Below are 22501 nucleotides of genomic sequence, written 5' to 3'. Positions count from 1 at the left end.
GTTACCTCATGGTCCGAATGCGGCGAACGATGATCGGAAGGGCAATGGTGCTGATCAAAAGCAAACCGACGAAGATCGACATGACAATGCCAGGCACGTTCAAAAGCCCAAGCCCGAATGTCACAAGGCCCATCACGAAGGCCGCAATAACGACGCCGCCGATCGTGCCGGAGCCGCCGAGAATGGAAACACCGCCAAGCACCACCATTGTGACCACTTCCAGCTCCCAACCTTGTGCAATCGAAGGACGGGTGGACCCGAGGCGGGATGTCAGACATACGGCAGCAATGCCACTCATCAATCCGGTCAACAGAAACAGGATGAATTTCACGCGCTCGACCGGGATGCCGGAAAAGCGCGCGGCGAAGGGGTTGGTGCCGATGACGAAGACCTGGCGACCGAAATTCGTGGCGTGCAGAAGGATGGCGAAAATGACAGCCATCACGATGAACAAAACGAATTCGAAGGAAATCACCCAGAACACGTAACCCTGTCCGAAATAGGCGAAATCTGCCGGGTATTTGCCATAAGCCTGGTCACCCAGCACCATGTAGGAAATACCACGAAACAGGCTCATCGTGCCGATGGTGACAACGATGGAAGGCAGTTTCAGTCCGGCTACCAGAAAGCCGTTGAAGGCGCCACAGAGAAGGCCCGTGCCAATACCGATGGCGACCAGGCCCGGCGTGCCAACGCCCATTTGTACTGCATAACCCATGGCGGTGGAGGCGAGTGCAATGATGGCGGCAACCGAAAGATCGATCTCACCCGCAATGATCAATAACGCCATCGCAAAGGCAATCATCGCCTTTTCAGTGAAATTGAAGGTGGCGTCCGACAGGTTCCAGGCATCAAGGAAATAGGGCGATGCAAAGGAGTTGGCGATGAAGATCAGGATCGCCACACCCAGCAGCAGTACTTCCCAACTGGCCATGATGCGCTTGAAAGGTGTACCGAGCTTGTCCGGGATAACGCGAGCAGGTGTGTTTTCTGTTTGCGAGACACTCATGCCGCAGCCTCCTTAGCTGTATCTTTTGCGGCCTGATCCCGCAGGATGATGCGGCCCTTCTTGGCTTCGGCGCGGGCATTGAAAACGACCGCAAGGACGATAACGATGCCGGAAATCGCCATTTGTGCGAAAGGAGAAATGCCAATCACCGGCAATGCATTTTTGATGACGCCAAGAAACAAGGCACCAAGAACGGCGCCGGCGACCGATCCAATACCCCCGGCAATCGAGATGCCGCCAATCACGTTCGCAGCGACGCTGTCGAGTTCAAAACCGGCGGCGATATCGACATAAGCGACGGCATAACGCGAGACCCAGAGATAACCGGCGAGGCCAGCCAGCGCGCCGGATAACACGAAGGCAAGGAACCGCGTCCGACCGACATCGATACCGGCGTAGATTGCAGCGTTGGGGTTGCCGCCCGATGCGTAGGCAGAGCGGCCAAACGAGGTGCGTGTCAGAACCAGCCATGCTCCGGCGATAATAAACACCGCAATCCAGGACAGGACCGGAACACCAAGGATCGGCAGGCGCGGAATATTGAGGAAACTCGGCGACATCTGGTGTGCATTGACCCAGCCACCACCCGACAGCACAAAGGCCATGCCGCGATAGATGGTGAGTGTACCCAGTGTCACAACGATCGGTGGAATGCGCAGCGCCCAGACGAGAAAGCCGTTGATACCGCCAAGACACGCGCCAATACCAACAGCCATGGCAATGAGCAGCGGCAATGGCACACCGGGAAAGGCTGCATTGGTCATCGCCACGGCCATGCCGGTAAAGGCAAGATTTGCGGCGACGGACAGATCGATTGATTTCGTCAGGATCACGCCCATCTGGCCAAGCGCCAGAATGATGAGAATAGATGTGTCATTGAAGATATTGACGAGATTGGCCGGTTTTTCAAAACCGGGAGCGCGCATCGAAAAGCCAATGATCATCAGGATGATGATACCGGCCAGCAAGATTTCGCGGTTTTTAAGAAGTCGCTGCATCGTCAATTTCCTAAATATTGCCAGTTGCGGCGCGCACCAGCGCTTCCGGCGAAAATTCGGCACGCTCGAACATGCCGGCCATCAGGCCTTCACGCATCACCAGCGCGCGATCGGACATCCCAAGAATTTCCGGCAGTTCCGATGAGATCATGATGATGGACAGGCCTTCTGCGGCCAGTTCGCTGATGAAACCGTGCACGGCGGCTTTGGAGCCGATATCGATACCCTTGGTCGGTTCATCAAGAATGATCACCTTGGGCTGTGTTGCCAACCATTTGCCAATAACAACCTTCTGCTGGTTGCCGCCGGACAGCGTGCCAACCGGAACTGAAAGCGCCGCGGCACGCAGATCAAGTCGCGTGGCATATTTGCGCGCCAGCGCGAACTCGTTGGCAGCTGCCAGAAAACCCTTGCGGGACGTGCGCGCCAAAGAAGGTAGCGACATGTTCTGGTAGATCGGCATATCGAGCGCCAGACCATGGCGCCCACGTTCCTCTGGAACATAAACGATGCCAGCACCAATCGCGTCGCCGGGAGAATGGATCTGGATATCCTGGCCGTTGAGCGACAAGGTGCCGGACGCCGGTCTGGTGATACCAAACAGCGATTGGCAGAGTTCAGAACGTCCTGCACCGATCAAGCCGTAAAGGCCAAGAATTTCACCCTTGCGCAGATCGAAAGAAATGTCTCGGAACTCGGTCGCGTGGCAGTAGTTTTTGACCGATAGTACAGTGGCGCCAATATTGACGGCCTGTTTCGGGAACGCATCCTTGACGTCACGACCTACCATCAGGCGAACGATGTTTTCCTGTGGTGTGTCGGCAAGCTGGCCAGCACCTACCATTTTACCGTCGCGGAACACCGCATAATTTTCCGCAATTTCATACACTTCATCAAACTTGTGGCTGATGAACAGGATGGCTTTGCCTTGCCTTTTCAGGTTTTCAACGATGCGAAACAGATCGTCAATTTCCTTACGCGAAAGCGCGGCGGTCGGCTCATCCATGATGACGATGCGTGCTTCGACCGAAAGTGCGCGGGCAATCGCCACCAGATGGCGCTGGGCAATGGACAGGTCTTTCAACCGGATCGAAGGGTCGATGGTGCTCTCAAGCTTTTCGAGCAGAACCCGCGCACGGTTGTTGATGGTTTTCCAGTCTATGAGACCGAAGCGGCCTTTGGGCGCGTGGCCGAGAAAGATGTTTTCGCCGACGGAAAGTTCGTCAAACAGCACGGTTTCCTGATGGATGGCTGTGACGCCCATATCGATGGCATCCTGCGCACTTTGAAACTGCACGGGTTGACCGTCGAGCAGGATTTCCCCTTCATTGGGCCGGTAAATGCCGGTCAGAATTTTCACCAGCGTCGATTTTCCAGCGCCGTTCTCACCGATCAAGGCCGTGACCTTGCCGGGATAAAGTGCGATATTGACGCCATCCAGCGCTTTTACGCCGGGAAATATCTGGCTGATGCCGCGCATCTCCAGAATGGGCGATTGGCTGGCGGAAGCCAACATGTCTGGTGCAGTGGGTTCAGCCATTTTTTCAATTGCCATGGTCATTGTCACGAATCCGGGTGCTCATGATTGAGCAGAATGCGCACCTCACACCCGACGTCACTCTTGAGGCTGGATCCGGGGATCCAACCACGTGGACGAAGTCGATCCATCTCAGATGGTGATGACGTTGAGTATGCAGTTGCGGTCTAAGGTCCCGACGGCTTTCACCGCCGGGATAGGCTGTCGCAGATTAGAAAATCTTCGAGAACTCATCGATGTTTGAAGAGTTGTAGATGAACGGTTCCGACATTGCGGCTTCGCTATTTTCGCCAACCTTGATCTTACCCATGCGGCCGGCTTCGATTTCCGAGCCTGGCTTGCCGTCTGCGTCACCCTTGACGAGGTGATAGGCAATCTGTGTTGCGGAGTAACCGAGGTCGATCGGGTTCCAGATCGCAAATTCCTTGGTGGCGCCAGACTTGATCGCGCCGGCCATTTCGGACGGAAGGCCAAGGCCGGTCACGTAAACCTGGCCGATCTTGCCGGCATCCTTGACAGCCTGCGAGGCTGCGAGAACGCCAACTGTGGTTGGTGCCACGATAACCTTCACATTTGGCTGCGAGGTCAACAGGCCCTGTGCTTCACGGTAGCTCTTGTCGGCAAGGTCATCGCCATAAACCGTTGTGACGAGGTTGAGGCCCGGGAAGTCACCCAGCTGCTTCTTCATTTCCTCGATCCAGATATTCTGGTTCGTGGATGTGGTGGTGGCGGACAGAATGGCGAAGTCGCCCTTGCCACCTTCAAGGTGGGCTGCTGCCAGCTGCAGGCACATCTTGCCAATCAGCGCGTTGGAAGATGGGTTCAGCTGAAGAATACGGCCTTCCGGTGCCACACCGCTGTCCCAGGAGATAACCTTGATGCCGCGCTGCGCAGCTTTCTTCAGGGCTGGAACGACAGCGTCCGGGTCGTTTGCAGAGATTGCGATGGCGTCAACGCCCTGTGCGATCAGTGAATTGATCACTTCGATCTGGCCTTCTGCCGTGGTCGAGGTTGGGCCGGTATAGATGATTTCAACGCCGCCAAGTTCCTTGGCCGCTTCCTGTGCACCCTTGTTGGCAGCTTCAAAGAAGCCGTTGCCGAGCGATTTAACGACCAGCGCGATCTTCATGTCGGCAGCCTGTGCCGTCGTGCTCAAACCGGCTCCGATGCCGGCGACGCCCATGGCGACACCCAGCATCAAAGCGCGGGACAATGTTCTACGTGTAAGTTTCATACCTTTTCCTCCCAGTTGAAAACTTGAACCCTCCCGTCAGCGCTCCTCAAGCAACCGACGTGGAACCTCTTTTATCGGGCGGCACATCGGCCACCGCACTCGCCGATGCTCCGGCGACAATCAATTTTATGCCCGCATCCTCCACCATGCGTGCCGCGTCGTCGGGCACGCCTTCGTCGGTAATGATGGTGGAGACATTTTCCAGCGGACAAAGAATGAGACTGGAGCGTTTGCGGAACTTGCTGGAATCGATCATCACGATCAATTCTTCCGCCTGCCGCATCAGCTTCTGTTCACTTTGAATAACCAACGCGTCCGATTCCATGATGCCGAGTGCGCCCACACCCTGTGCACCGATGAAGATACGGCGTGCGTAAAAATTGCGGATTGCATCATTGTCAAACGGCGAAAGGATCAGGCTCTGGTCGCGGTAGATCGCGCCGCCGGGAACGCTGACATTGCACTTGGAATGTTTGACGAGATGTTCAGCGATCGCAAATGAATTGGTCATGACCTGAAGGCGACGCGCCGACATGTAATGCACCATCTGGAATGTCGTTGTACCGCCATTGATGATGATCGCATCGCCATCGTCGCACAAATCGACAGCCTTGCGCGCAATTGTGCGTTTTTTATCGATGTTGACTGATTCGGACACGCGGAACGGTCGCGCGGCCAGATTTCCCAACTGTGGCGGGTGCACCGCTTCGGCTCCACCGCGCACTCGGCGCAACTTACCCTGCACATGAAGGGACGCAATATCCCTACGGATCGTTGCTTCGGAAGCATCCGTCAGTTCGGCAATATCCTGCACTGTCACTACAGGCTTTTCCTGTATGGCGCTCAAGATAATGCGATGGCGTTCGCTTTCGTGCATTGGGGTCCTCCTGATTGGCAATTATTCGCAAACTCTTTACGTTGTCAATCAAGATCGATCAAATTAATCAATGGTGCGTCGCACAATGAAAAATTATGATCGTTTTTGATTGACATTGCGGTTTTGATTGCGCGATATCTGCACACAACGGGAGGCGGACCGTGTGTGGTTCGCGAACGAAACACTAGGGAGGAAGACATGACGGGCCAAACCCGCCTTCTCGAAAATCGCTGGGATGATGCTTACGCCGCAAAACTCGATGAGCCCGGCAAGCTTCTGTACCGCTCCAACCTGTTGGGCGGTGACAAGCGTATTACCAATTATGGCGGCGGCAATACGTCCGCCAAGGTGCTGGAAACCGATCCGCTGACCGGCGAAAAAGTCCGTGTCATGTGGGTGAAGGGATCTGGCGGTGACGTCGGTACCATCAAGCTCGATGGTTTTGCCACCCTTTACATGGACAAACTTGAAGCGTTGAAAGGCATCTACAAGGGCGTGGAAGACGAAGACCGCATGGTCGGCTTCCTGCCGCATTGCACGTTCAACCTCAATCCACGTGCCGCTTCCATCGACACGCCTTTGCATGGCTTTGTGCCGTTCGACCATGTCGATCACATGCACCCGGATGCCATCATTGCGATTGCTGCGGCGAAGAATTCCAAAGAACTGACACAGCAGATTTTTGGTGCGGACATTGGCTGGCTTCCATGGCGCCGTCCTGGCTTCCAGCTTGGTCTCGACCTTGAAGCTTTCGTCAAGGCAAACCCGACTGCAAAGGGCGTTGTGCTGGAAAGCCACGGTCTGTTCACCTGGGATAACGATGCCAAGACGTGCTATGAGCTGACTCTGGCCATCATCAACAAGGCCATTGAATGGTTTGCTGCCCAGACAGAAGGCAAGACAATCTTTGGTGGGGCCGTTGCAAAAAGCCTGGCCGTTGAAGAACGTCGCGCCATTGCCGCCCGTCTTATGCCGGAAATCCGTGGCCGTATCGGCCGTGATGAGCGCAAGCTCGGTCATTTCGATGATCAGGATGCTGTTCTCGAATTCGTCAATTCGCAAAGCCTCAAGCCACTCGGCGCCTTGGGCACGTCGTGCCCGGATCACTTCCTGCGCACCAAAATTCGCCCGCTCATTCTGGATCTCGATACGTCAAATCCTGACGTCGATGGTCTTCTGGCCGGTCTGGACAAGGCACTGGAAGACTACCGCGCCGATTACACGCGTTATTACGAGACCTGCAAACACGACAATTCACCCAAAATGCGTGACCCGAACCCGGTCATTTTCCTGATTCCGGGCGTCGGCATGTTCTCCTTTGCCAAGGACAAGGCAACGGCGCGTATCGCCGGTGAATTCTACGTCAACGCCATCAATGTGATGCGCGGCGCCTCGACGGTTTCCGAATATCAAGGACTACCGGAGCAGGAAGCGTTCGATATCGAATATTGGCTGCTCGAAGAAGCAAAACTTCAGCGCATGCCAAAACCAAAGAGCCTTGCAGGCAAGGTGGCCTTCGTCACCGGCGGTGCGGGTGGTATCGGCCGTGCCACCGCAGAGCGTCTGGCAGGTGAAGGTGCCTGCGTTGTGCTGGCGGATATTGATGAGACAGCTCTTGCCAGTGCAAAGGGTGATTTTAAAAAGCGGTTTGGCGCAGATACCGTGCGCAGTGTCAAACTTGACGTGACCAAGGAAGACGGCGTGATTGCGTCGTTTATCGAAGCCAGTGTTGAATTTGGTGGCGTCGATATTCTGGTGTCCAATGCCGGTATTGCCTCATCCGCACCGGTTGAAGAAACCACGCTTGCCATGTGGAGCAAGAATATCGACATCCTGGCGACCGGTTATTTCCTCGTGTCGCGGGAAGCGTTCAAACTGTTCCGTCGGCAGAATATCGGTGGCAACATCGTATTCGTGGCCTCCAAAAACGGTCTTGCCTCGTCGCCAAACGCCTCTGCCTATTGCACGGCCAAGGCTGCTGAGATCCATCTGGCGCGTTGCCTTGCACTTGAGGGTGCAGATGCCGGCATTCGCGTTAACACCGTTAATCCGGATGCGGTTCTGCGTGGGTCAAAAATCTGGAACGGCGAATGGCGTGAACAGCGTGCGGCTTCCTCCAAGATCGAGGTCACGGATCTGGAAGAACATTACCGCAAGCGCTCGATGCTGAAGCTGAATGTGTTCCCGGAAGATATTGCGGAAGCGATTTACTTCCTGGCTTCGGATGCTTCGGCAAAATCGACCGGCAATATCATCAATGTCGATGCCGGAAATGCACAAAGCTTCACGCGCTAGTACGAAACGCTTTCACCCTCGGTCCCTTAAGGCCGGGGGTGATGTCGCTACTTTCGCAGGATAACCCAGATGGCATGGATAATGCCGGGCACATATCCACATAGCGTGAGAAGAATATTCAGCCAGAAATGCAAGCCAATGCCGACCTGCAAGAACACGCCGACCGGCGGCAGGATGATGGCGAGAAGAATGCGAATAACGTCCACGATTAAACCTTTGGTTTTTGAAATATCCGGACTGTTGAAACGCGATTGACGGCTATTGGTTCAATAGGCCGGGGAGGAAAAGATGACAGATACGAAAATTGCTGCTGATGTGATCGAGGCGGAAAATGCCAAACACGCTGCGGCATTGAAGGACGATTATGCAGCCCTTGGTGCCCAGCTGGCACGCCGTGGTGTTGACATCGAAAACGTCACGAAAAAGGTGTCGGAGTTTTTTGTCGCCGTCCCTTCCTGGGGTGTTGGCACCGGCGGCACCCGTTTTGCCCGTTTTCCGGGACAGGGTGAACCACGCGGCATTTTCGACAAGTTGGATGACTGCTCGGTGATCAATGAATTGACCCGTGCTACGCCGAATGTCTCGCTGCATATTCCGTGGGACAAGGAAGACCCAAAGCGCCTCAAAGCTCACGCTGATGCATTGGGTCTTGGTTTCGATGCCATGAATTCGAATACTTTCTCGGATGCGCCGGATCAGGCCCACTCCTACAAATACGGCTCGCTCAGCCACACCGATGCGGCGACCCGCCAGCAGGCCGTCGATCACAACATCGAATGTATCGAAATCGGCAACGCGCTAGGCTCCAAGGCGCTGACAGTCTGGGTTGGTGATGGCTCGAACTTCCCCGGCCAGAGCAATTTCACCAAGAGTTTCGAGCGTTATCTCAGCGGTATGGCGGATATTTACAAGGCGCTGCCGGATGACTGGCGCATCTTCTCCGAGCACAAGATGTATGAGCCGGCCTTCTATTCCACCGTCGTGCAGGACTGGGGTACCAACTACCTCATCGCCAACACGCTCGGCGAAAAAGCCTATTGCCTTGTGGACCTTGGTCACCATGCGCCCAACACCAATATCGAGATGATTGTCGCCCGACTTATCCAGTTCGGTAAACTCGGCGGCTTCCATTTCAACGACAGCAAATACGGTGACGACGATCTTGATGCGGGCTCCATTGAGCCGTACCGTCTGTTCCTGGTGTTCAATGAATTGGTGGATGCAGACTATCGCGGCGTGAAGGGTTTCCACCCCGCTCACATGATCGACCAGTCGCACAACGTCACGGACCCCATTGAAAGCCTGATTTCCAGCGCCAACGAAATTCGTCGCGCCTATGCACAGGCATTGCTGGTCGACCGCAAGGCATTGGAAGGGTATCAGCAGGACAATGATGCGCTGATGGCATCTGATGCATTGAAGCGTGCTTATCGCACTGATGTCGAGCCGATCCTGGCGGAAGCCCGCCGCCGTGCCGGTGGTGCGATCGATCCGGTTTCGACCTATCGTGCCAGTGGTTACCGCGCAAAAATTGCCGCTGAACGGCCGGCCTTCAAGGCCGGAAGCGGTGGCATTATCTAAAAATAACAGACTATGATTTGACCCAAGGCAGTCTCTAACGGATTGCCTTGGGCCTATCAGCGCTCGTTACGTCGCCATTTCATCAGCGCGGATTACCCGGCATCCACGATGCTCCAAGCCAGTGAGCGTGGCTTTTTCGGCTTTGGCCGTGGCGATAATCCCATCAATATTCTTGAGTTCGGTGATCTCGAAGGCGGAGACTGCGCCAATCTTCTCGGATGATGCGAGGATATAGGCGGCGCCAGATATCGAGATAATGAACCGTTTGACCTCCGCCTCCTCGCTGTCGCCCGTCGTGATGCCCTGATCCGGGTGCAGGCCGGTGGCGCCAATAAAACAGATGTCGGGGCGATAACGCGATAACCACGCCAGAGTGGCCGCGCCGACTGTCACTACGGAGTGCCGAAACAGACGGCCACCAACAATTTCGACGGTGATGTTGTCATGGTTCATCAGTTCCAGCGCAACATTCAGGCTGTGCGTGATGACTGTCGCCCGCAAATCCGGTGCAAGGTTCCGGGCAATGTGCAGGGCGGTGGTGCCGCCATCCAGAAACACCAGTTGGCCCGGCTCGATCATCCTTGCCGCATGTCTGCCAATTTCTGCCTTCTCATCATTGGCAATCGTCACACGATTTGCAAAAGGCGCGACCGCTGGAGAAAGTGGCACCGCGCCGCCATGCACGCGTTTTAATTGCCCATCTTTTGCAAGTTCGCGCAAATCTCTGCGGATCGTGTCCTCGGACACGCCCATCGCCTTACTTGCATCCGTTGCAACCACGCTACCTGTCTGCGCCAGCAGACGCAGCAAGTGGGCTTTTCGCTCTTGTACCAACATTCAATTCAATCCTTGACTCTGCACGAGTTTGCACGAAAATACACGAATTGAAAAGAGGTGACGTTATGAGTGATAGTATTTTTCGGCCGATATCAGAGCGCGTTCTGGCGAGTAATTGGGGGCGATTGACCAAATATGAATATCAACTTCGGCTGAGGGACGGCAGTTGGCAACGCCAGCAACGGGAAGCCTATGATCGAGGCAATGGCGCAACCTGCCTGTTGTATAAGCCGGCAACGGGTTCTGTTTTGCTGACCCGCCAGTTTCGCCTGCCTGTTTTTCTAAATGGCGGTTTGGAGACGCTGATCGAAGCGCCTGCTGGCCTGCTTGAGGGAGCCGAACCGGCAGTGCGAATGCGTGAAGAATTGATCGAGGAGACCGGTTATGACGTGTCGGCGCTCACCCACCTGTTTGATGTCTATATGAGCCCCGGCTCTGTCACAGAATATCTGGCGTTTTTTATTGGCGAATATTCAGAAAAGCAGAAGGTCGGTGATGGTGGCGGGTCCGCAGACGAGGGTGAAGACATCGATGTTATGCAAGTGAGCTTGTCGAATGCCATGACGATGATTTCCAGCGGTGAAATCCGCGATGCCAAGACAATCATTCTGTTGCAGCATCTGGCGATCCGTCTTCTGCAGGAAGAGCGTGCCGCCTGAGGAAGGGTTGGCGTCGCCGCTTAAATGCGGGAAACGTAGACAACAAAAAGGCCGCATTAGCGGCCTTTTCGGTGACTTGGATATTTGATCAGGCCCGGCGACGTTCGCTGACAGGCTGGTAAGCCATCTTTGCGTGGAACTTGCAGTAAGGCGAAGAATCCTGGGAGTCGCAGCCACAGAAGTGGAAGTCTTCCGCCATTGGATCGCCAACTGGCCACTTGCAGGTGCGTTCGGTCAATTCCGTCAGGCTGAGGCGACGCGAAATTGGAACAACAACGTTGCTGGCTGGTGCAAACTCGAGAACTTCACCGCTTTCGACTTCAATCTCTTCCTTGATGAGATTGGCGCCGGAAGCCCGCGTTACCGTGCGGGTAACAACGCGCGAAGCGTAGTTCGGAGCGCGCGGAGCAGATGTCGTGCGCTTGGTTTGGGTGCGGGCGGAGGTTGCTGTTCCGCCAGCCTTTGCGCGGCCCGGCAGGCTAAGGCGGTGAACCTTGCCAATAACAGCGTTACGACTTACACCGCCAAGCTGAGTGGCAATCTGGCTCGCACTCAGTCCTTCGGACCACAGTTTCTTGAGTTTTTCGACGCGTTCGTCTGTCCAGTTCATGCCGCTCTCCGCTGTTCGCGTGTTGTAGGCAGAATCCGTCACCCTTGCCGCGGCAAGCCGCGAACACGCCCTAACAGGTATTTTGTGGTGACTAGTTCCGCCGCTTGCAGTCTAGTAATTGCCTATTAACCTAGTGTGAGGCTGACTCCGTGACAAGAGTCGAGGGAATCATCGCGAATCGATTTTCCGGTTTTCCCCAACTTGCTGCGAAAATGCGGCGGTCCTGAAGCATGGCCAAAAGAATTATCTGCGGTTGAACGGGATCTAAAAATACCGGAAAGTACCGGAAAACGCTGACTTTTGTTGACAGCGCAGGGTGAAGTGATGATAGTGCCGGTGCCGCCGCAAGGCGGCATTTTTGATTTTCAGGCGTTGGATAACCTGCCGCGCCGCTTGACAAACGATTTTAAGCGCAAGATGCGCGAAGGAGTGATACTGCCATGGCCGAAGCCGCGCCATTGTTCGATACTTTTTCCAGAGCCCCGCTTCGGTTCGAGCGAGGCGAGGGCGTATGGCTCATTACGGAGAGTGGCGAGCGATATCTCGATTTCGCGGCGGGCGTTGCAGTAAACTCGCTCGGCCATGCCCATCCTCATCTGGTGGAAGCCATCAAGGCGCAGGCAGAAAAGGTCTGGCACCTTTCCAACCTGTATGAAATTCCCGGCCAGGAAAAGCTTGCCAAGCGCCTGACCGATGCCACATTCGCCGACAAGGCATTCTTCACCAACTCCGGTGCTGAAGCGCTGGAATGCGCCATCAAAACGGCGCGCCGTTACCACTATTCCAAGGGGCATCCGGAAAAATTCCGTATCGTGACTTTTGAAGGCGCGTTCCATGGCCGTACGCTGGCCACTATCGCAGCCGGTGGACAGGCAAAATATCTCGAAGGTTTTGGCCCGAAGGTCGAAGGTTTCGATCAGGTGCCGTTTGGCGATCTTGAAGCCTTGAAGGCAGTGATCACATCGGAAACCGCAGCCCTGCTGATCGAGCCGGTGCAGGGTGAAGGCGGCATTCGTATCGTTCCACCAGAATTCATGCGCACGCTGCGTGACCTGTGTGATGAGCATGGCCTTCTGCTGATCCTTGATGAGGTCCAGACTGGCGTTGGTCGTACGGGCAAGCTTTTCGGTTACGAATGGACCGGTGTCACGCCTGATATCATGGCGGTTGCCAAGGGTATCGGTGGTGGCTTCCCGCTCGGCGCCTGCCTGGCAACGGCAGAGGCTGCCTCCGGCATGACCGCTGGTACACATGGCACGACCTATGGCGGCAATCCGCTTGCCATGGCTGTCGGCAACGCCGTGTTGGATATTGTTCTGGCTGATGGTTTCCTGGATCATGTCCGCGACATCACGCTGATATTCCGCCAGGGGTTGGCATCCTTGCAGGACCGTTTCCCAGATGTCATCGAAGAAATTCGCGGCGAAGGGCTTCTTCTCGGCATCAAGCCGAAAATGCCGTCCTCGGAACTCTTGCATGCCATGCGCACGGAACATGTTCTGGGCGTGCCGGCTGGCGACAACGTCATCCGTCTTCTTCCGCCACTGGTCGTGACGGCAGATGAGGCAAGAGAAGGGCTGCGTCGTATCGAAAACGCAGCAATCGCACTTTCGGCATCACTAAAGGCAAAAAGCGCCTGAATGGGTAAGAAGCAGGCGGCCAGGGGCAGCTTGCGGAAATAGGGTAAAAAGAATGGCATCTCCAAAGCATTTTCTGGATCTTTCGGCTGTTTCAAGCGGCGATCTGCGCTCAATTCTCGATGACGCACGAGCACGCAAAGGTGCAACGAAAGCCGGTACGGCTGACAAGCCGCTGGACGGTAAAATGCTGGCGATGATTTTCGAAAAGCCGTCCACGCGCACCCGCGTGTCGTTTGATGTCGGCATGCGCCAGCTCGGCGGCGAAACCCTGTTCCTGTCCGGCACGGAAATGCAGCTCGGCCGCGCTGAAACCATTGGCGATACCGCCAAGGTTCTGTCGCGTTACGTTGACGCCATCATGATCCGTACCACAGATCATAACCGTCTGCTGGAGCTGGCCGAGCACGCAACCGTGCCTGTCATCAACGGCCTGACAGACGACACCCACCCTTGCCAGATCATGGCGGATATCCTGACGTTCGAAGAACATCGTGGTCCGGTCAAAGGAAAAACTATCGCCTGGACTGGCGATGGCAACAACGTTCTGCATTCGCTGGTCGAAGGTTCGGCCCGTTTTGGTTACCGCATGAACATGGCGGTGCCGATGGGCTCCGAGCCGCATGACAAGTTCCTGAACTGGGCGCGCAACAATGGTGGCGACATCATGCTGTGCCATGACGCAGAGCGTGCTGTTGCAGATGCCGATTGTGTGGTGACCGATACGTGGGTGTCGATGAACCAGGAACACAAGGCACGTGGTCACAACATCTTCCAACCTTACCAGGTCAATGGCGCGTTGATGCAAAAGGCCAACAAGGAAGCACTGTTCATGCACTGCCTGCCGGCTCACCGTGGTGAAGAAGTGACCGACGAGGTTATCGACGGACCGCAGTCCGTTGTGTTTGACGAGGCGGAAAACCGCCTGCATGCCCAGAAGTCCATCATTGCATGGTGCATGGGTCTTGTCTGATCACAAGGCCTGAAAGGGTCTTGATCTTTTATTGCTGACTTCCCATCTGGGTGTCTTCGAAGCGCGCAAGCTTGGCCATCTCGGCAGGACTTGCGCGTTTTACTGCATGGTTTCTCAAACTCAGTGTGGTTTTGCGGCAAAACATGCAGCTTTGAAAAGGTTCAACAGCGCTCTCAATGCGGCTTTGTTAAAAAGCAAGGCTCTGTCGTAACCTTTCCAGATGCAGCATTTTCACTCCGAAAATGCAAAAAACAACCAATTGAGCGTTTCACCGGCCGGTTTTGGCGGGAAACGTGTATGCCACGGGTGGTTTCACTTTGCGTGCCCCTGTGCAAAAACACAATGACGTCACGCGTGTCCTGTAAGTGGAGCGGGTGCTGCAAGGAGTATTTGGTATGGCAGATGTAACCGTAGAATTGGACGATCTGAAATTTGCGGGTGACGATAACGTGCTGCCGTTTCAGATTGAAGGACTGGATGTGCGCGGCCGTGCTGTGCAGGTTGGCCCTCTGCTGAACACCATTCTGCAGCGTCATGACTACCCGCCAGTTGTTGCGCGCCTGTTGGCCGAAGCAACGGTGCTGACCGCGCTGATTGGTACGTCGTTGAAATTTTCGGGCAAGTTGACCCTGCAGACCAAGGGCGACGGTCCGGTTGATCTGCTGGTTGCGGATTTCACCGCCCCTGAAAGCATGCGCGCCTATGCCCGCTTCGATCAGGAACGGCTGGATGCTGCCCTTGCCGAAGGAAAAACTAGCCCGGCGGAACTGCTGGGCACGGGTATTCTTGCCTTTACCATCGATCAGGGCATGGGCATGCAACCCTATCAGGGTATTGTGCCGATGGATGGATCGTCATTGGAAGAAATTGCTGGCACCTATTTCCGTCAGTCGGAACAATTGCCAACCCGCATCCGTCTGGGCGTTGCCGAGTTCTTCGATCGTGATGAAGACGGCAAGCCGCGGCACGGCTGGCGCGCTGGCGGCGTGCTGGCGCAGTTTCTGCCACAGGCGCCCGAACGTCTGCGCCAAAAGGATCTGCACGGTGGAGATGGCGATGAAGGCGATTTCGAAACCGATCATGATGACGCATGGACGGAAGCGGCAACACTTCTGGAAACTGTCGATACCGACGAATTGACCGATCCGCAGGTGCCTGTTGAGCGCTTGCTGTTCCGACTGTTCCATGAACGTGGTGTACGGATCTACGATCCACAGCCGGTATTTGACCGTTGCAATTGCTCGCGCGACAAGATCAAGGGCGTATTGTCCGGCTTTACCGCAGAGGAAATCCGCGACAGTGAAGAAAACGGCATGGTTTCGGTAACTTGCGAGTTCTGCTCGACAACCTACCGCTATGAAACCAGCGAGTTCGACGTTCTGGCAACTGCCAAGAACTGATCTGGCGGATGGTCGACAAGCACCACACTATCAAAGGCGGGCGTGACGAAAGTTGCGCCCGTTTTTATTTAGTTAAGGACGCGGGTCAAGCCGGGCGTATCCAGCGAGAAGGCTGGAATGGCGACATCGAAAACTTCACCGTCATCGGTTTCCATCTGGTAGTGGCCGAACATCATGCCTGAAGGCGTATCGAGCGGGCAACCGGAGGAATACTCATAGGTTTCACCGGGTTGCAGGTGTGGAACTTCGCCAACCACCCCAGGGCCGGAAACTTCGTCGACCTGACCGTTCTGGTCGGTAATGTGCCAATAACGGTGGGTCAGGCGCACGGCTGCATGGGAGTTATTGGCAATGACAATCTTGTAGCCCCAGACGTAGCGACTATCGTCCGGATCCGACTGTTCTTCAAGATAATAAGGGTCGACAGCAACTTCGATCCCATTTGTCGTTGCACGATACATACGCGCTACCTTTAATGATCTGCTTTATTCTACACTATAACATCCGGTATTCGTCAAGAATTGACATAAAACAGGCGGTACCGAACGCTGACAATGTCGGATAGTAGATTAAATGCTGAAATAGAAGGTAAATTTAGGGCGAAGTGAAAAGCCGTGCTTGATGGAGAGCACGGCTTCGTTTGGTATCAGGCCGAGACCTTGGACAGCGCCTGGGCGAAGTCATCAACCAGATCGTCAGTGTCTTCAATGCCGCAGGACAGACGCAGCGTACCGCTGGCAATGCCCATTTCGACACGGGCTTCATCCGTCAGGTTTTTGTGGGTGGTGGTGCCAGGGTGGGTGATCAGGCTCTTCGCATCGCCGAGATTGTTGGAAATCTTCACGATATCAAGGGCGTTCTGCAGCGCGAAAGCTGCTTCTTTGCCACCCTTCAGCTCAAAAGCCACCATGGTCGACCCGCCGGTCATCTGGCGGGCAATGATATCTGCCTGCGGGTGGTCCTTGCGGCCCGGGTAGATAACCTTTGCAACCTGCTTCTGTTCAGCAAGGAAGTCGGCTATGCGGGTAGCATTGGCGGTCTGTTGCTTGACGCGCAGTGCCAATGTTTCCAGTCCCTTCATCATCGTCCATGCATTGAACGGCGACAGGGCAGGGCCGGTATGACGGTAATATTCCTGGAACTCTTCTTCGATCCATTTCTTGTCGGAAAGCACGACACCGCCAAGGCAGCGGCCCTGACCATCAATGTGCTTGGTCGCGGAGTAGACGACGATGTGTGCACCCAATTCCAGCGGCTTCTGGAAAAGCGGCGTGGCGAAAACGTTGTCGACAACCACCTTTGCGCCAATCTGGTTGGCCAGCTTGGCAACACCGGCAATATCAACCACTTCCAGTGTCGGGTTGGTCGGGCTTTCCAGGAAGAAAAGACGGGTGTTGGGGCGGATGGCGCCTTCCCAGTTGGCAAGGTCACGACCGTCGATCAGCGTGCATTCGATGCCGTATTTTGGAGCCAGCGTCTCAACAACCCAGCGGCAGGAGCCGAACAGGGCGCGGGCGGCAACGATATGGTCGCCAGCCTTCAACTGGCACAGGATGGCGGAGGCAACAGCAGCCATGCCCGATGCGGTGGCGCGTGCTTCTTCGGCGCCTTCCAGCAGGCACATGCGTTTTTCGAACATGTCATTGGTAGGGCTGGCGTAACGGGCGTAAATAAAGCCTTCCGTCTCACCCTTGAAGCGAGCCTCGGCGGCTTCTGAATTTTCGTAGACAAAACCCTGTGTCAGGTAGAGTGCTTCTGATGTTTCGCCGAACTGCGAACGCAGGCTTCCGCCGTGAACGAGTTTCGTTGCCGGGCGCCAGTTATTGCTCATGTCCATCACCTTCAAACAAAAAAACCGGCCGCAAAAGCAGACCGGTTTCGAACACCCGGTCTTTTTAGCCACTTATTTAACGTGGCTGCAAGCCGACCGGCCAAATCACCACGGGATAAAATTGGCATACGCCCGTTAACGGCTTGCGTCAATGCCGGTGTTTTGGTTTTGTCGGTTGGAAAAGCAACAGGTGAGTATCATGAAAAGAACGACCGGTATTTTAACGGATGGAGCCATCCGCGGCCTGTTCGAAAGCGGCAATTTGAAAAGCGAGGCAGCACTGGATGCCGACCAGGTTCAGCCTGCCAGTCTTGATCTGCGGCTTGGTGCAATCGCGTATCGTGTGCGTGCCAGCTTCATGCCGGGTCCTGATTGCACAGTCATGTCCAAACTCGAGCGCCTGCGGTTGCACGCTATTGACCTCAGTGACGGTGCCGTTCTGGAAACCGGCTGTGTCTACATCGTGCCCTTGATGGAAACGGTTGATCTGCCCGCCGGAATGTCCGCGTCTGCCAATCCGAAAAGCTCGACTGGCCGCCTGGATATCTTTACCCGGGTCATCACAGATAGCGCGCAGGAGTTCGACAAAATCCCGGCTGGCTACAAAGGCCCGCTTTACCTCGAAATCAGCCCGCGCACGTTCCCGATTGTTGTGCGCCGTGGCTCGCGCCTGTCGCAAATCCGTTTCCGCATCGGCCATGCGCTGCTCAATGAAGCCGAACTTCTGTCACTGCACGCGGCTGAAACCCTGGTTGCCAGTGAAACCCCGAACGTATCCGGCGGCGGCATTGCGCTGTCGATCGATCTAGAAGGTTTTGGCGAGGACCGTCTGATCGGTTATCGCGGCAAACATCACACCTCGGTGGTAGATGTCGACATCAAGGCGCAGCATGATGTGTTTGATTTCTGGGAGCCTCTTTATAACCGTGGCCGCTCCGAACTGATCCTTGATCCCGACGAATTTTACATTCTCGTGTCCAGAGAGGCCGTGCATGTGCCACCGCTTTACGCGGCGGAAATGACACCTTTCGATCCGCTGGTCGGTGAATTCCGTGTGCACTATGCCGGTTTCTTCGATCCCGGTTTTGGGCATGTCAGCGCTGGCGGCGCAGGCAGCCGTGCTGTTCTGGAAGTGCGCAGCCACGAAGTGCCCTTCATTCTGGAACATGGCCAGATTGTCGGGCGGTTGGTCTATGAACACATGTTGGAAAAACCGCAGGGCCTTTATGGTACCAGCGCAGGTTCCAACTATCAGGCGCAGGGCCTCAAGCTTTCCAAACATTTCCGGATGTGATGGGGCCGCAGCCCACCCAAGACTGACCGCGGCTTGACAGCCGCGGTGATCTGTTGAATCTCTTTATCCATTGCGGGTGTAGCTCAATGGTAGAGCAGCAGCTTCCCAAGCTGAATACGAGGGTTCGATTCCCTTCACCCGCTCCAGTAATTTCAGTAATTCACGATCATCTGTGGTTTGCCTTCAATTTTGAAGCTTGGTTTGGTGCCAAGCAAGGCTGCCGTTCGCGCAATGATTTCCTTGGTCATCGGTGCCGCAGTGGACGCGGCAGTTCGTCCGCCATTGACGCCGGTTTTGGGCGCGTCAACGATGGTCAACACAACGTAACGCGGGTCGTCCATTGGAAAACCGGCGACGAATGCGTTGAAATTGATGTCTTTGGCGTAACGACCATTGATGACCTTGTCGGCCGTGCCAGTTTTTCCACCGACATTGAAACCTTCAACCTGGGCTGCGCGGCCTGAACCTTTCAGGCCATTCCATGTGTAGAGGTAACGCATATCCGCACTGGTTTTTTCCTTGATCACGGCGCGCGAGATAGCCGCCGCATCCTCCATGCTGCGAGGCAGGAAGGTCGGGCTGATCAGATTGCCGCCATTGATCAGGGCTGCGGCGGCAACGGCGGTCTGCAAAGGTGTCGTTGCAATGCCATGACCGAAGGAGATCGTCACCGAGTTGATCTTTTTCCATGTTCTCGGCTGGGTCGGCGTGGCCACACCAGGCATTTCGGTGTCCATCTTGGACAGAAGACCAAGCCGGGTCAGAAATTCCTGATGACCTTCAATGCCAACGCGATCGGCGATATCCGCCGTGCCGATATTGGAGGAATACTGAAAGATTTCCGGGATCGAAAGCGGGCGGTATTTGCCCTTGAAATCGCGGATCGTGAAGCCACCCATGCGGATCGGACGGGAAGCATCGATAACGGTATTCAGATTTATCTTTTCGGCGTCGAGGCCCATGGCCAACGTGAAGCTCTTGAAGGTGGAGCCCATCTCGAATGTCGCGTTACTCATCCGGTTGAACCACCCCTTTTCATATTCCTTGTCGACACTGCCATCGGCAAGTGTGCGGGAGGGCTGATTGGGGTCGTAATCCGGTACCGATGCCATGGCGATCACTTCGCCCGTATCGACATCGAGAATAACGGCGCCTGCCGCCTCGGCCTGATAATCGACCATGGCTTTTGCGGCGATTTCCCGCACCATATTCTGCACGCGCAGGTCAATGGAAAGCCGGACGGGTTCAAGACGGGTGTCGGAGGTCAAGCCGACGGATCTGAGGTCGGCATAACCTTGCTGGTCGATGTAGCGTTCCATTCCCGCCAGACCGAGATTGTCGATGTTGACGTGGCCGACAATATGCGAGGCTACCGGGCCGCCGGGGTAAAAACGCCGTTTCTCCGGACGAAAGCCAATACCGGGGATGCCGAGCGCCAGAATATCTGATTGTTGTTTCGGTGTAAGTTGACGCCGTAACCACTGAAACGCGCTTCCCGATTGCAGCCTTCTGTGGGTGTCCTTCCAGTCGAGATTGGGTAGAACCGTTGCCAGCTTTTCCACGACCTCGTTAGCGTCGATGATTTTCCGCGGTTCGGCATAGAGGGAAACGGTGTTGATGTCGGTTGCAAGCAACTCGCCATTGCGATCAAGAATGTCGGGCCGTGAGGCCATGGCGTGGGCGTTGAATGAAATGGCACCCGTAACGGAGGGGTCGGCCATGCCATATTGGATGAGGCGCGCGCCGATCGTCACATACATGACGGCAAAAGTGGCAATCAAAAGAGTAAGCCTTTGCCGGGCCTGTCGTGTTCGACGCGCTCCGCTGCCCGAGATGGTTCCCCCCGGCGCCTTGCCTTTCACTTCCACGCGGAAGTGAGCGCGGCTTCTAAGCCGGACAATAAAACCAATCATTCGGCCGAAACCCACATTCGTTCAATACGGTGACACCTGGATGGCTCATCACCCGCTGAATGGAAGTGTGTCTGTAAAATGGCTGAAAGCCAACGAAAGTGGCGTTTGTTTTAAAGACGCCATTAAATTTATATTAATATACATCTAAAGTTGCCGAGAGGCGGTTAACGTTTGATTGTCCTTCGGCCGGAAGCATTAAACGTGAAACCGCCACTGGGTGTTAAATCGTCAGGCGATGCCTTTGCCGCCCGTCACACCATAAACCTCACCATTGATGAAGCTTGCTTCCTGTGATGCGAGAAGGACATAAACGGGGGCAAGTTCCACCGGTTGACCGGGGCGACCAAAATCGCTGTTCTCACCAAAATGCCGAACCTTCTCGTCAGGCTGGCCACCGCTCGGTTGCAGCACCGTCCAGAAGGGGCCGGGCGCCACCACATTGGCACGCACACCCTTTTCAATCAGCTGTTTTGACAGCGCCTTTGTGTAGGCCACAATACCGGCTTTGGTCGTGGCGTAATCAAGCAGGATGGGGGAGGGCTCATAGGCCTGAACAGATGCGGTGGTAATCACTGAAGAACCCGGCTGCAGATGTGGGACAGCCGCTTGGGCAATCCAATGCAACGCATAAAGATTGGTCTTCATGGTCTGGTCGAAATCGTCAGTGGAGAGCTCGCTTAGGTTCTCTCGGTATTGCTGTCTGGCAGCGTTGATGACGAGGATATCCAAACCGCCGAGGTCACTGACCGCTTTTTCAACCATCTCGCGGCACCAAGTTTCATTTTTGATGTCTCCCGGCAAGGCAACACCGATGCGTCCCTCAGCCTCGATCAGTTCGATCACAGTCTCAGCGTCTGGCTCTTCATCTTCGAGATAAGAAATGGCGACATCAGCACCTTCGCGGGCAAATGCGATTGCGACGGCGCGACCGATACCGGAATCACCGCCGGTAATCAGAGCCTTTCGTCCTGCGAGTTTGCCCGAGCCTTTGTAACTTTCTTCGCCGTGGTCAGGAGAGGGAACCATATTCTGCACTAGGCCCGGCATAGGTTGTGGCTGCGCATCGAAGGGCGGCGCGGGATATTGTTTGCGTGGATCCTGAATGGTGAGGCGGTCATTCATGTGTGCTCTCCCTTATACGGTTGCTTAAACGGCAAATGGAGCGCCACCGGTGAGAAGCGCTCCATCTAGCTGCATGGATTTTAGCGGAGGGTCTGATATCGGCGCTGTTCCGCTGCGATTTCGTCGTGGCTATAAGGGTCACGCGTGTCGTCAAAACGGCTCCAGCCGTCTTGTTCATAAGTGCGTCGACGTTCAACCGGATCAACCAGGTTTGAGCGTTTGAGAATTGCCGAGGCTTCATCAACCTTTGCCTCGTCTACCTTCGCAACAACGATGCTACCGCCGCGACGTACACCTTCGGCATAAACATGGGCATGTTCCTCAGGCACACCAGCGCTGACCAGCGAACCGATAATACCGCCAGCTGCGCCACCTGCTACAGCGCCAGCAACAGCGCCTGCCGCCGTCGCAGCGAGCCAACCTGCAGCCACCACCGGTCCGACGCCCGGAATAGCCATCACACCAAGGCCGGTCAGCAAACCAACGCCGCCACCGGCGACCGCGCCCACGCCTGCGCCGGTTCCGGCACCTTCAGCGGCTTTGGTTTCAGATGTCTCGTCTTTGGTTGTGCCGTCATGCGCAACGATGCTGATGTCTTTCGATGGAATACCTGCTGCCTCCAGCGCAGTCACTGCGTTGCGCGCGTCATCACGAGTGTCAAAAAGTCCGGTTACTGTACGCATTGATGTTTCCT

20 protein-coding genes, 1 tRNA gene and 1 riboswitch are annotated in these 22501 nt (G+C 55.4%); of the genes, 8 read left to right on the top strand and 13 right to left on the bottom strand.

Annotated elements, in window-relative coordinates:
- Position 1 precedes the first annotated feature (1 nt).
- The 5 genes from M2418_RS16000 to M2418_RS15980 all read right to left on the bottom strand — a co-directional run bounded on the left by M2418_RS16000 (position 2) and on the right by M2418_RS15980 (position 5655).
- Positions 2 to 1009 carry an ABC transporter permease gene (locus M2418_RS16000; RefSeq protein ID WP_192486775.1) on the bottom strand — a complete coding sequence of 336 codons (1008 nt, stop codon included), beginning with the start codon at positions 1007 to 1009 and terminating at the stop codon, positions 2 to 4.
- The gene (locus M2418_RS15995) at positions 1006 to 2007 is read right to left on the bottom strand and encodes an ABC transporter permease (RefSeq protein ID WP_250983400.1); all 1002 of its coding nucleotides are present in this window, start codon (positions 2005 to 2007) and stop codon (positions 1006 to 1008) included. Before M2418_RS15995 ends, M2418_RS16000 begins: the two co-directional genes overlap by 4 nt.
- Before the next feature lie 10 nt (positions 2008 to 2017).
- Complete coding sequence (locus M2418_RS15990) at positions 2018 to 3547, bottom strand: sugar ABC transporter ATP-binding protein (RefSeq protein WP_259148030.1); 1530 nt, start codon at positions 3545 to 3547, stop codon at positions 2018 to 2020.
- A 208-nt stretch (positions 3548 to 3755) separates the two neighbouring features.
- Positions 3756 to 4778 carry a rhamnose ABC transporter substrate-binding protein gene (rhaS, locus tag M2418_RS15985; protein WP_192486777.1) on the bottom strand — a complete coding sequence of 341 codons (1023 nt, stop codon included), beginning with the start codon at positions 4776 to 4778 and terminating at the stop codon, positions 3756 to 3758.
- Positions 4779 to 4824: 46 nt separating this feature from the next.
- Complete coding sequence (locus tag M2418_RS15980; RefSeq protein WP_259147781.1) at positions 4825 to 5655, bottom strand: DeoR/GlpR family DNA-binding transcription regulator; 831 nt, start codon at positions 5653 to 5655, stop codon at positions 4825 to 4827.
- Positions 5656 to 5853: 198 nt separating this feature from the next.
- On the opposite strand from M2418_RS15980, the gene M2418_RS15975 reads away from it, so the two are divergent.
- A complete protein-coding gene (locus tag M2418_RS15975; RefSeq protein WP_259147780.1) occupies positions 5854 to 7950 on the top strand; it encodes a bifunctional rhamnulose-1-phosphate aldolase/short-chain dehydrogenase in 2097 nt (698 codons plus the stop codon).
- Positions 7951 to 7997: 47 nt separating this feature from the next.
- Here M2418_RS15975 and M2418_RS15970 read toward each other — a convergent pair whose 3' ends face one another.
- Positions 7998 to 8156, bottom strand: a complete 159-nt coding sequence (locus M2418_RS15970; RefSeq protein WP_148146741.1) for a YqaE/Pmp3 family membrane protein — start codon at positions 8154 to 8156, stop codon at positions 7998 to 8000.
- 82 nt (positions 8157 to 8238) lie between these two features.
- On the opposite strand from M2418_RS15970, the gene rhaI reads away from it, so the two are divergent.
- Complete coding sequence (rhaI, locus tag M2418_RS15965; RefSeq protein ID WP_259147778.1) at positions 8239 to 9531, top strand: L-rhamnose catabolism isomerase; 1293 nt, start codon at positions 8239 to 8241, stop codon at positions 9529 to 9531.
- A gap of 66 nt (positions 9532 to 9597) precedes the next feature.
- On the opposite strand, the gene M2418_RS15960 is transcribed toward rhaI, so the two are convergent.
- Positions 9598 to 10368, bottom strand: a complete 771-nt coding sequence (locus M2418_RS15960) for a DeoR/GlpR family DNA-binding transcription regulator (protein WP_259147776.1) — start codon at positions 10366 to 10368, stop codon at positions 9598 to 9600.
- Between the two features lie 65 nt (positions 10369 to 10433).
- Between M2418_RS15960 and M2418_RS15955 the strand changes: the two genes are divergently transcribed.
- Positions 10434 to 11027 carry an NUDIX domain-containing protein gene (locus tag M2418_RS15955; RefSeq protein ID WP_259147774.1) on the top strand — a complete coding sequence of 198 codons (594 nt, stop codon included), beginning with the start codon at positions 10434 to 10436 and terminating at the stop codon, positions 11025 to 11027.
- Between the two features lie 88 nt (positions 11028 to 11115).
- On the opposite strand, the gene M2418_RS15950 is transcribed toward M2418_RS15955, so the two are convergent.
- Positions 11116 to 11637 (bottom strand): GcrA family cell cycle regulator, encoded by a 522-nt coding sequence (locus M2418_RS15950; protein WP_192486783.1) that lies wholly within the window; start codon positions 11635 to 11637, stop codon positions 11116 to 11118.
- Positions 11638 to 12077: 440 nt separating this feature from the next.
- On the opposite strand from M2418_RS15950, the gene M2418_RS15945 reads away from it, so the two are divergent.
- From M2418_RS15945 to M2418_RS15935, 3 genes are all read left to right on the top strand, one after another.
- A complete protein-coding gene (locus M2418_RS15945) occupies positions 12078 to 13277 on the top strand; it encodes an aspartate aminotransferase family protein (RefSeq protein ID WP_250983405.1) in 1200 nt (399 codons plus the stop codon).
- Between the two features lie 52 nt (positions 13278 to 13329).
- Positions 13330 to 14247: an ornithine carbamoyltransferase gene (gene argF / locus M2418_RS15940; protein WP_192486785.1), complete on the top strand. Its 918-nt coding sequence runs from the start codon at positions 13330 to 13332 to the stop codon at positions 14245 to 14247.
- Between the two features lie 395 nt (positions 14248 to 14642).
- On the top strand, positions 14643 to 15647 hold the full coding sequence (locus M2418_RS15935; protein ID WP_250983406.1) for an Hsp33 family molecular chaperone: 1005 nt from the start codon (positions 14643 to 14645) through the stop codon (positions 15645 to 15647).
- A 68-nt stretch (positions 15648 to 15715) separates the two neighbouring features.
- Here the strand turns inward: M2418_RS15935 and apaG are convergent, their stop codons facing one another.
- Positions 15716 to 16108 (bottom strand): Co2+/Mg2+ efflux protein ApaG, encoded by a 393-nt coding sequence (gene apaG / locus M2418_RS15930; protein WP_192486787.1) that lies wholly within the window; start codon positions 16106 to 16108, stop codon positions 15716 to 15718.
- Positions 16109 to 16293: 185 nt separating this feature from the next.
- A complete protein-coding gene (locus M2418_RS15925; protein ID WP_250983407.1) occupies positions 16294 to 17478 on the bottom strand; it encodes an O-succinylhomoserine sulfhydrylase in 1185 nt (394 codons plus the stop codon).
- Between the two features lie 43 nt (positions 17479 to 17521).
- A riboswitch (SAM riboswitch) is annotated at positions 17522 to 17600 on the bottom strand.
- 77 nt (positions 17601 to 17677) lie between these two features.
- Between M2418_RS15925 and M2418_RS15920 the strand changes: the two genes are divergently transcribed.
- Both M2418_RS15920 and M2418_RS15915 read left to right on the top strand, forming a co-directional pair.
- Positions 17678 to 18772, top strand: coding sequence for a 2'-deoxycytidine 5'-triphosphate deaminase (locus M2418_RS15920; protein ID WP_250983408.1), 1095 nt, complete (start codon positions 17678 to 17680; stop codon positions 18770 to 18772).
- A gap of 72 nt (positions 18773 to 18844) precedes the next feature.
- Positions 18845 to 18918, top strand: a tRNA-Gly gene (locus M2418_RS15915).
- Between the two features lie 6 nt (positions 18919 to 18924).
- On the opposite strand, the gene M2418_RS15910 is transcribed toward M2418_RS15915, so the two are convergent.
- From M2418_RS15910 to M2418_RS15900, 3 genes are all read right to left on the bottom strand, one after another.
- Complete coding sequence (locus M2418_RS15910; protein ID WP_259147772.1) at positions 18925 to 20685, bottom strand: penicillin-binding protein 2; 1761 nt, start codon at positions 20683 to 20685, stop codon at positions 18925 to 18927.
- Between the two features lie 228 nt (positions 20686 to 20913).
- Positions 20914 to 21807: an SDR family oxidoreductase gene (locus M2418_RS15905; RefSeq protein ID WP_250983410.1), complete on the bottom strand. Its 894-nt coding sequence runs from the start codon at positions 21805 to 21807 to the stop codon at positions 20914 to 20916.
- An 80-nt stretch (positions 21808 to 21887) separates the two neighbouring features.
- Positions 21888 to 22490 carry a general stress protein gene (locus M2418_RS15900; protein ID WP_259147771.1) on the bottom strand — a complete coding sequence of 201 codons (603 nt, stop codon included), beginning with the start codon at positions 22488 to 22490 and terminating at the stop codon, positions 21888 to 21890.
- Between the last annotated feature and the right edge of the window lie 11 nt (positions 22491 to 22501).

Source organism: Rhizobium sp. BIGb0125 (genome assembly GCF_024810055.1).
Classification (GTDB): Bacteria; Pseudomonadota; Alphaproteobacteria; order Rhizobiales; family Rhizobiaceae; genus Agrobacterium.
Note: the sequence above shows the minus strand (reverse complement) of the source record. Positions and strands in the feature narration are given on the sequence as shown.

What these genes read in the sequence shown, in the direction of transcription:
- M2418_RS16000 (WP_192486775.1), bottom strand. Translation starts at nt 1,009, where the DNA reads ATGAGTGTCTCGCAAACAGAAAACACACCTGCTCGCGTTATCCCGGAC.
- M2418_RS15995 (WP_250983400.1), bottom strand. Translation starts at nt 2,007, where the DNA reads ATGCAGCGACTTCTTAAAAACCGCGAAATCTTGCTGGCCGGTATCATC.
- M2418_RS15990 (WP_259148030.1), bottom strand. Translation starts at nt 3,547, where the DNA reads ATGGCTGAACCCACTGCACCAGACATGTTGGCTTCCGCCAGCCAATCG.
- rhaS (WP_192486777.1), bottom strand. Translation starts at nt 4,778, where the DNA reads ATGAAACTTACACGTAGAACATTGTCCCGCGCTTTGATGCTGGGTGTC.
- M2418_RS15980 (WP_259147781.1), bottom strand. Translation starts at nt 5,655, where the DNA reads ATGCACGAAAGCGAACGCCATCGCATTATCTTGAGCGCCATACAGGAA.
- M2418_RS15975 (WP_259147780.1), top strand. Translation starts at nt 5,854, where the DNA reads ATGACGGGCCAAACCCGCCTTCTCGAAAATCGCTGGGATGATGCTTAC.
- rhaI (WP_259147778.1), top strand. Translation starts at nt 8,239, where the DNA reads ATGACAGATACGAAAATTGCTGCTGATGTGATCGAGGCGGAAAATGCC.
- M2418_RS15960 (WP_259147776.1), bottom strand. Translation starts at nt 10,368, where the DNA reads ATGTTGGTACAAGAGCGAAAAGCCCACTTGCTGCGTCTGCTGGCGCAG.
- M2418_RS15955 (WP_259147774.1), top strand. Translation starts at nt 10,434, where the DNA reads ATGAGTGATAGTATTTTTCGGCCGATATCAGAGCGCGTTCTGGCGAGT.
- M2418_RS15950 (WP_192486783.1), bottom strand. Translation starts at nt 11,637, where the DNA reads ATGAACTGGACAGACGAACGCGTCGAAAAACTCAAGAAACTGTGGTCC.
- M2418_RS15945 (WP_250983405.1), top strand. Translation starts at nt 12,078, where the DNA reads ATGGCCGAAGCCGCGCCATTGTTCGATACTTTTTCCAGAGCCCCGCTT.
- argF (WP_192486785.1), top strand. Translation starts at nt 13,330, where the DNA reads ATGGCATCTCCAAAGCATTTTCTGGATCTTTCGGCTGTTTCAAGCGGC.
- M2418_RS15935 (WP_250983406.1), top strand. Translation starts at nt 14,643, where the DNA reads ATGGCAGATGTAACCGTAGAATTGGACGATCTGAAATTTGCGGGTGAC.
- apaG (WP_192486787.1), bottom strand. Translation starts at nt 16,108, where the DNA reads ATGTATCGTGCAACGACAAATGGGATCGAAGTTGCTGTCGACCCTTAT.
- M2418_RS15925 (WP_250983407.1), bottom strand. Translation starts at nt 17,478, where the DNA reads ATGAGCAATAACTGGCGCCCGGCAACGAAACTCGTTCACGGCGGAAGC.
- M2418_RS15920 (WP_250983408.1), top strand. Translation starts at nt 17,678, where the DNA reads ATGAAAAGAACGACCGGTATTTTAACGGATGGAGCCATCCGCGGCCTG.
- M2418_RS15910 (WP_259147772.1), bottom strand. Translation starts at nt 20,685, where the DNA reads ATGATTGGTTTTATTGTCCGGCTTAGAAGCCGCGCTCACTTCCGCGTG.
- M2418_RS15905 (WP_250983410.1), bottom strand. Translation starts at nt 21,807, where the DNA reads ATGAATGACCGCCTCACCATTCAGGATCCACGCAAACAATATCCCGCG.
- M2418_RS15900 (WP_259147771.1), bottom strand. Translation starts at nt 22,490, where the DNA reads ATGCGTACAGTAACCGGACTTTTTGACACTCGTGATGACGCGCGCAAC.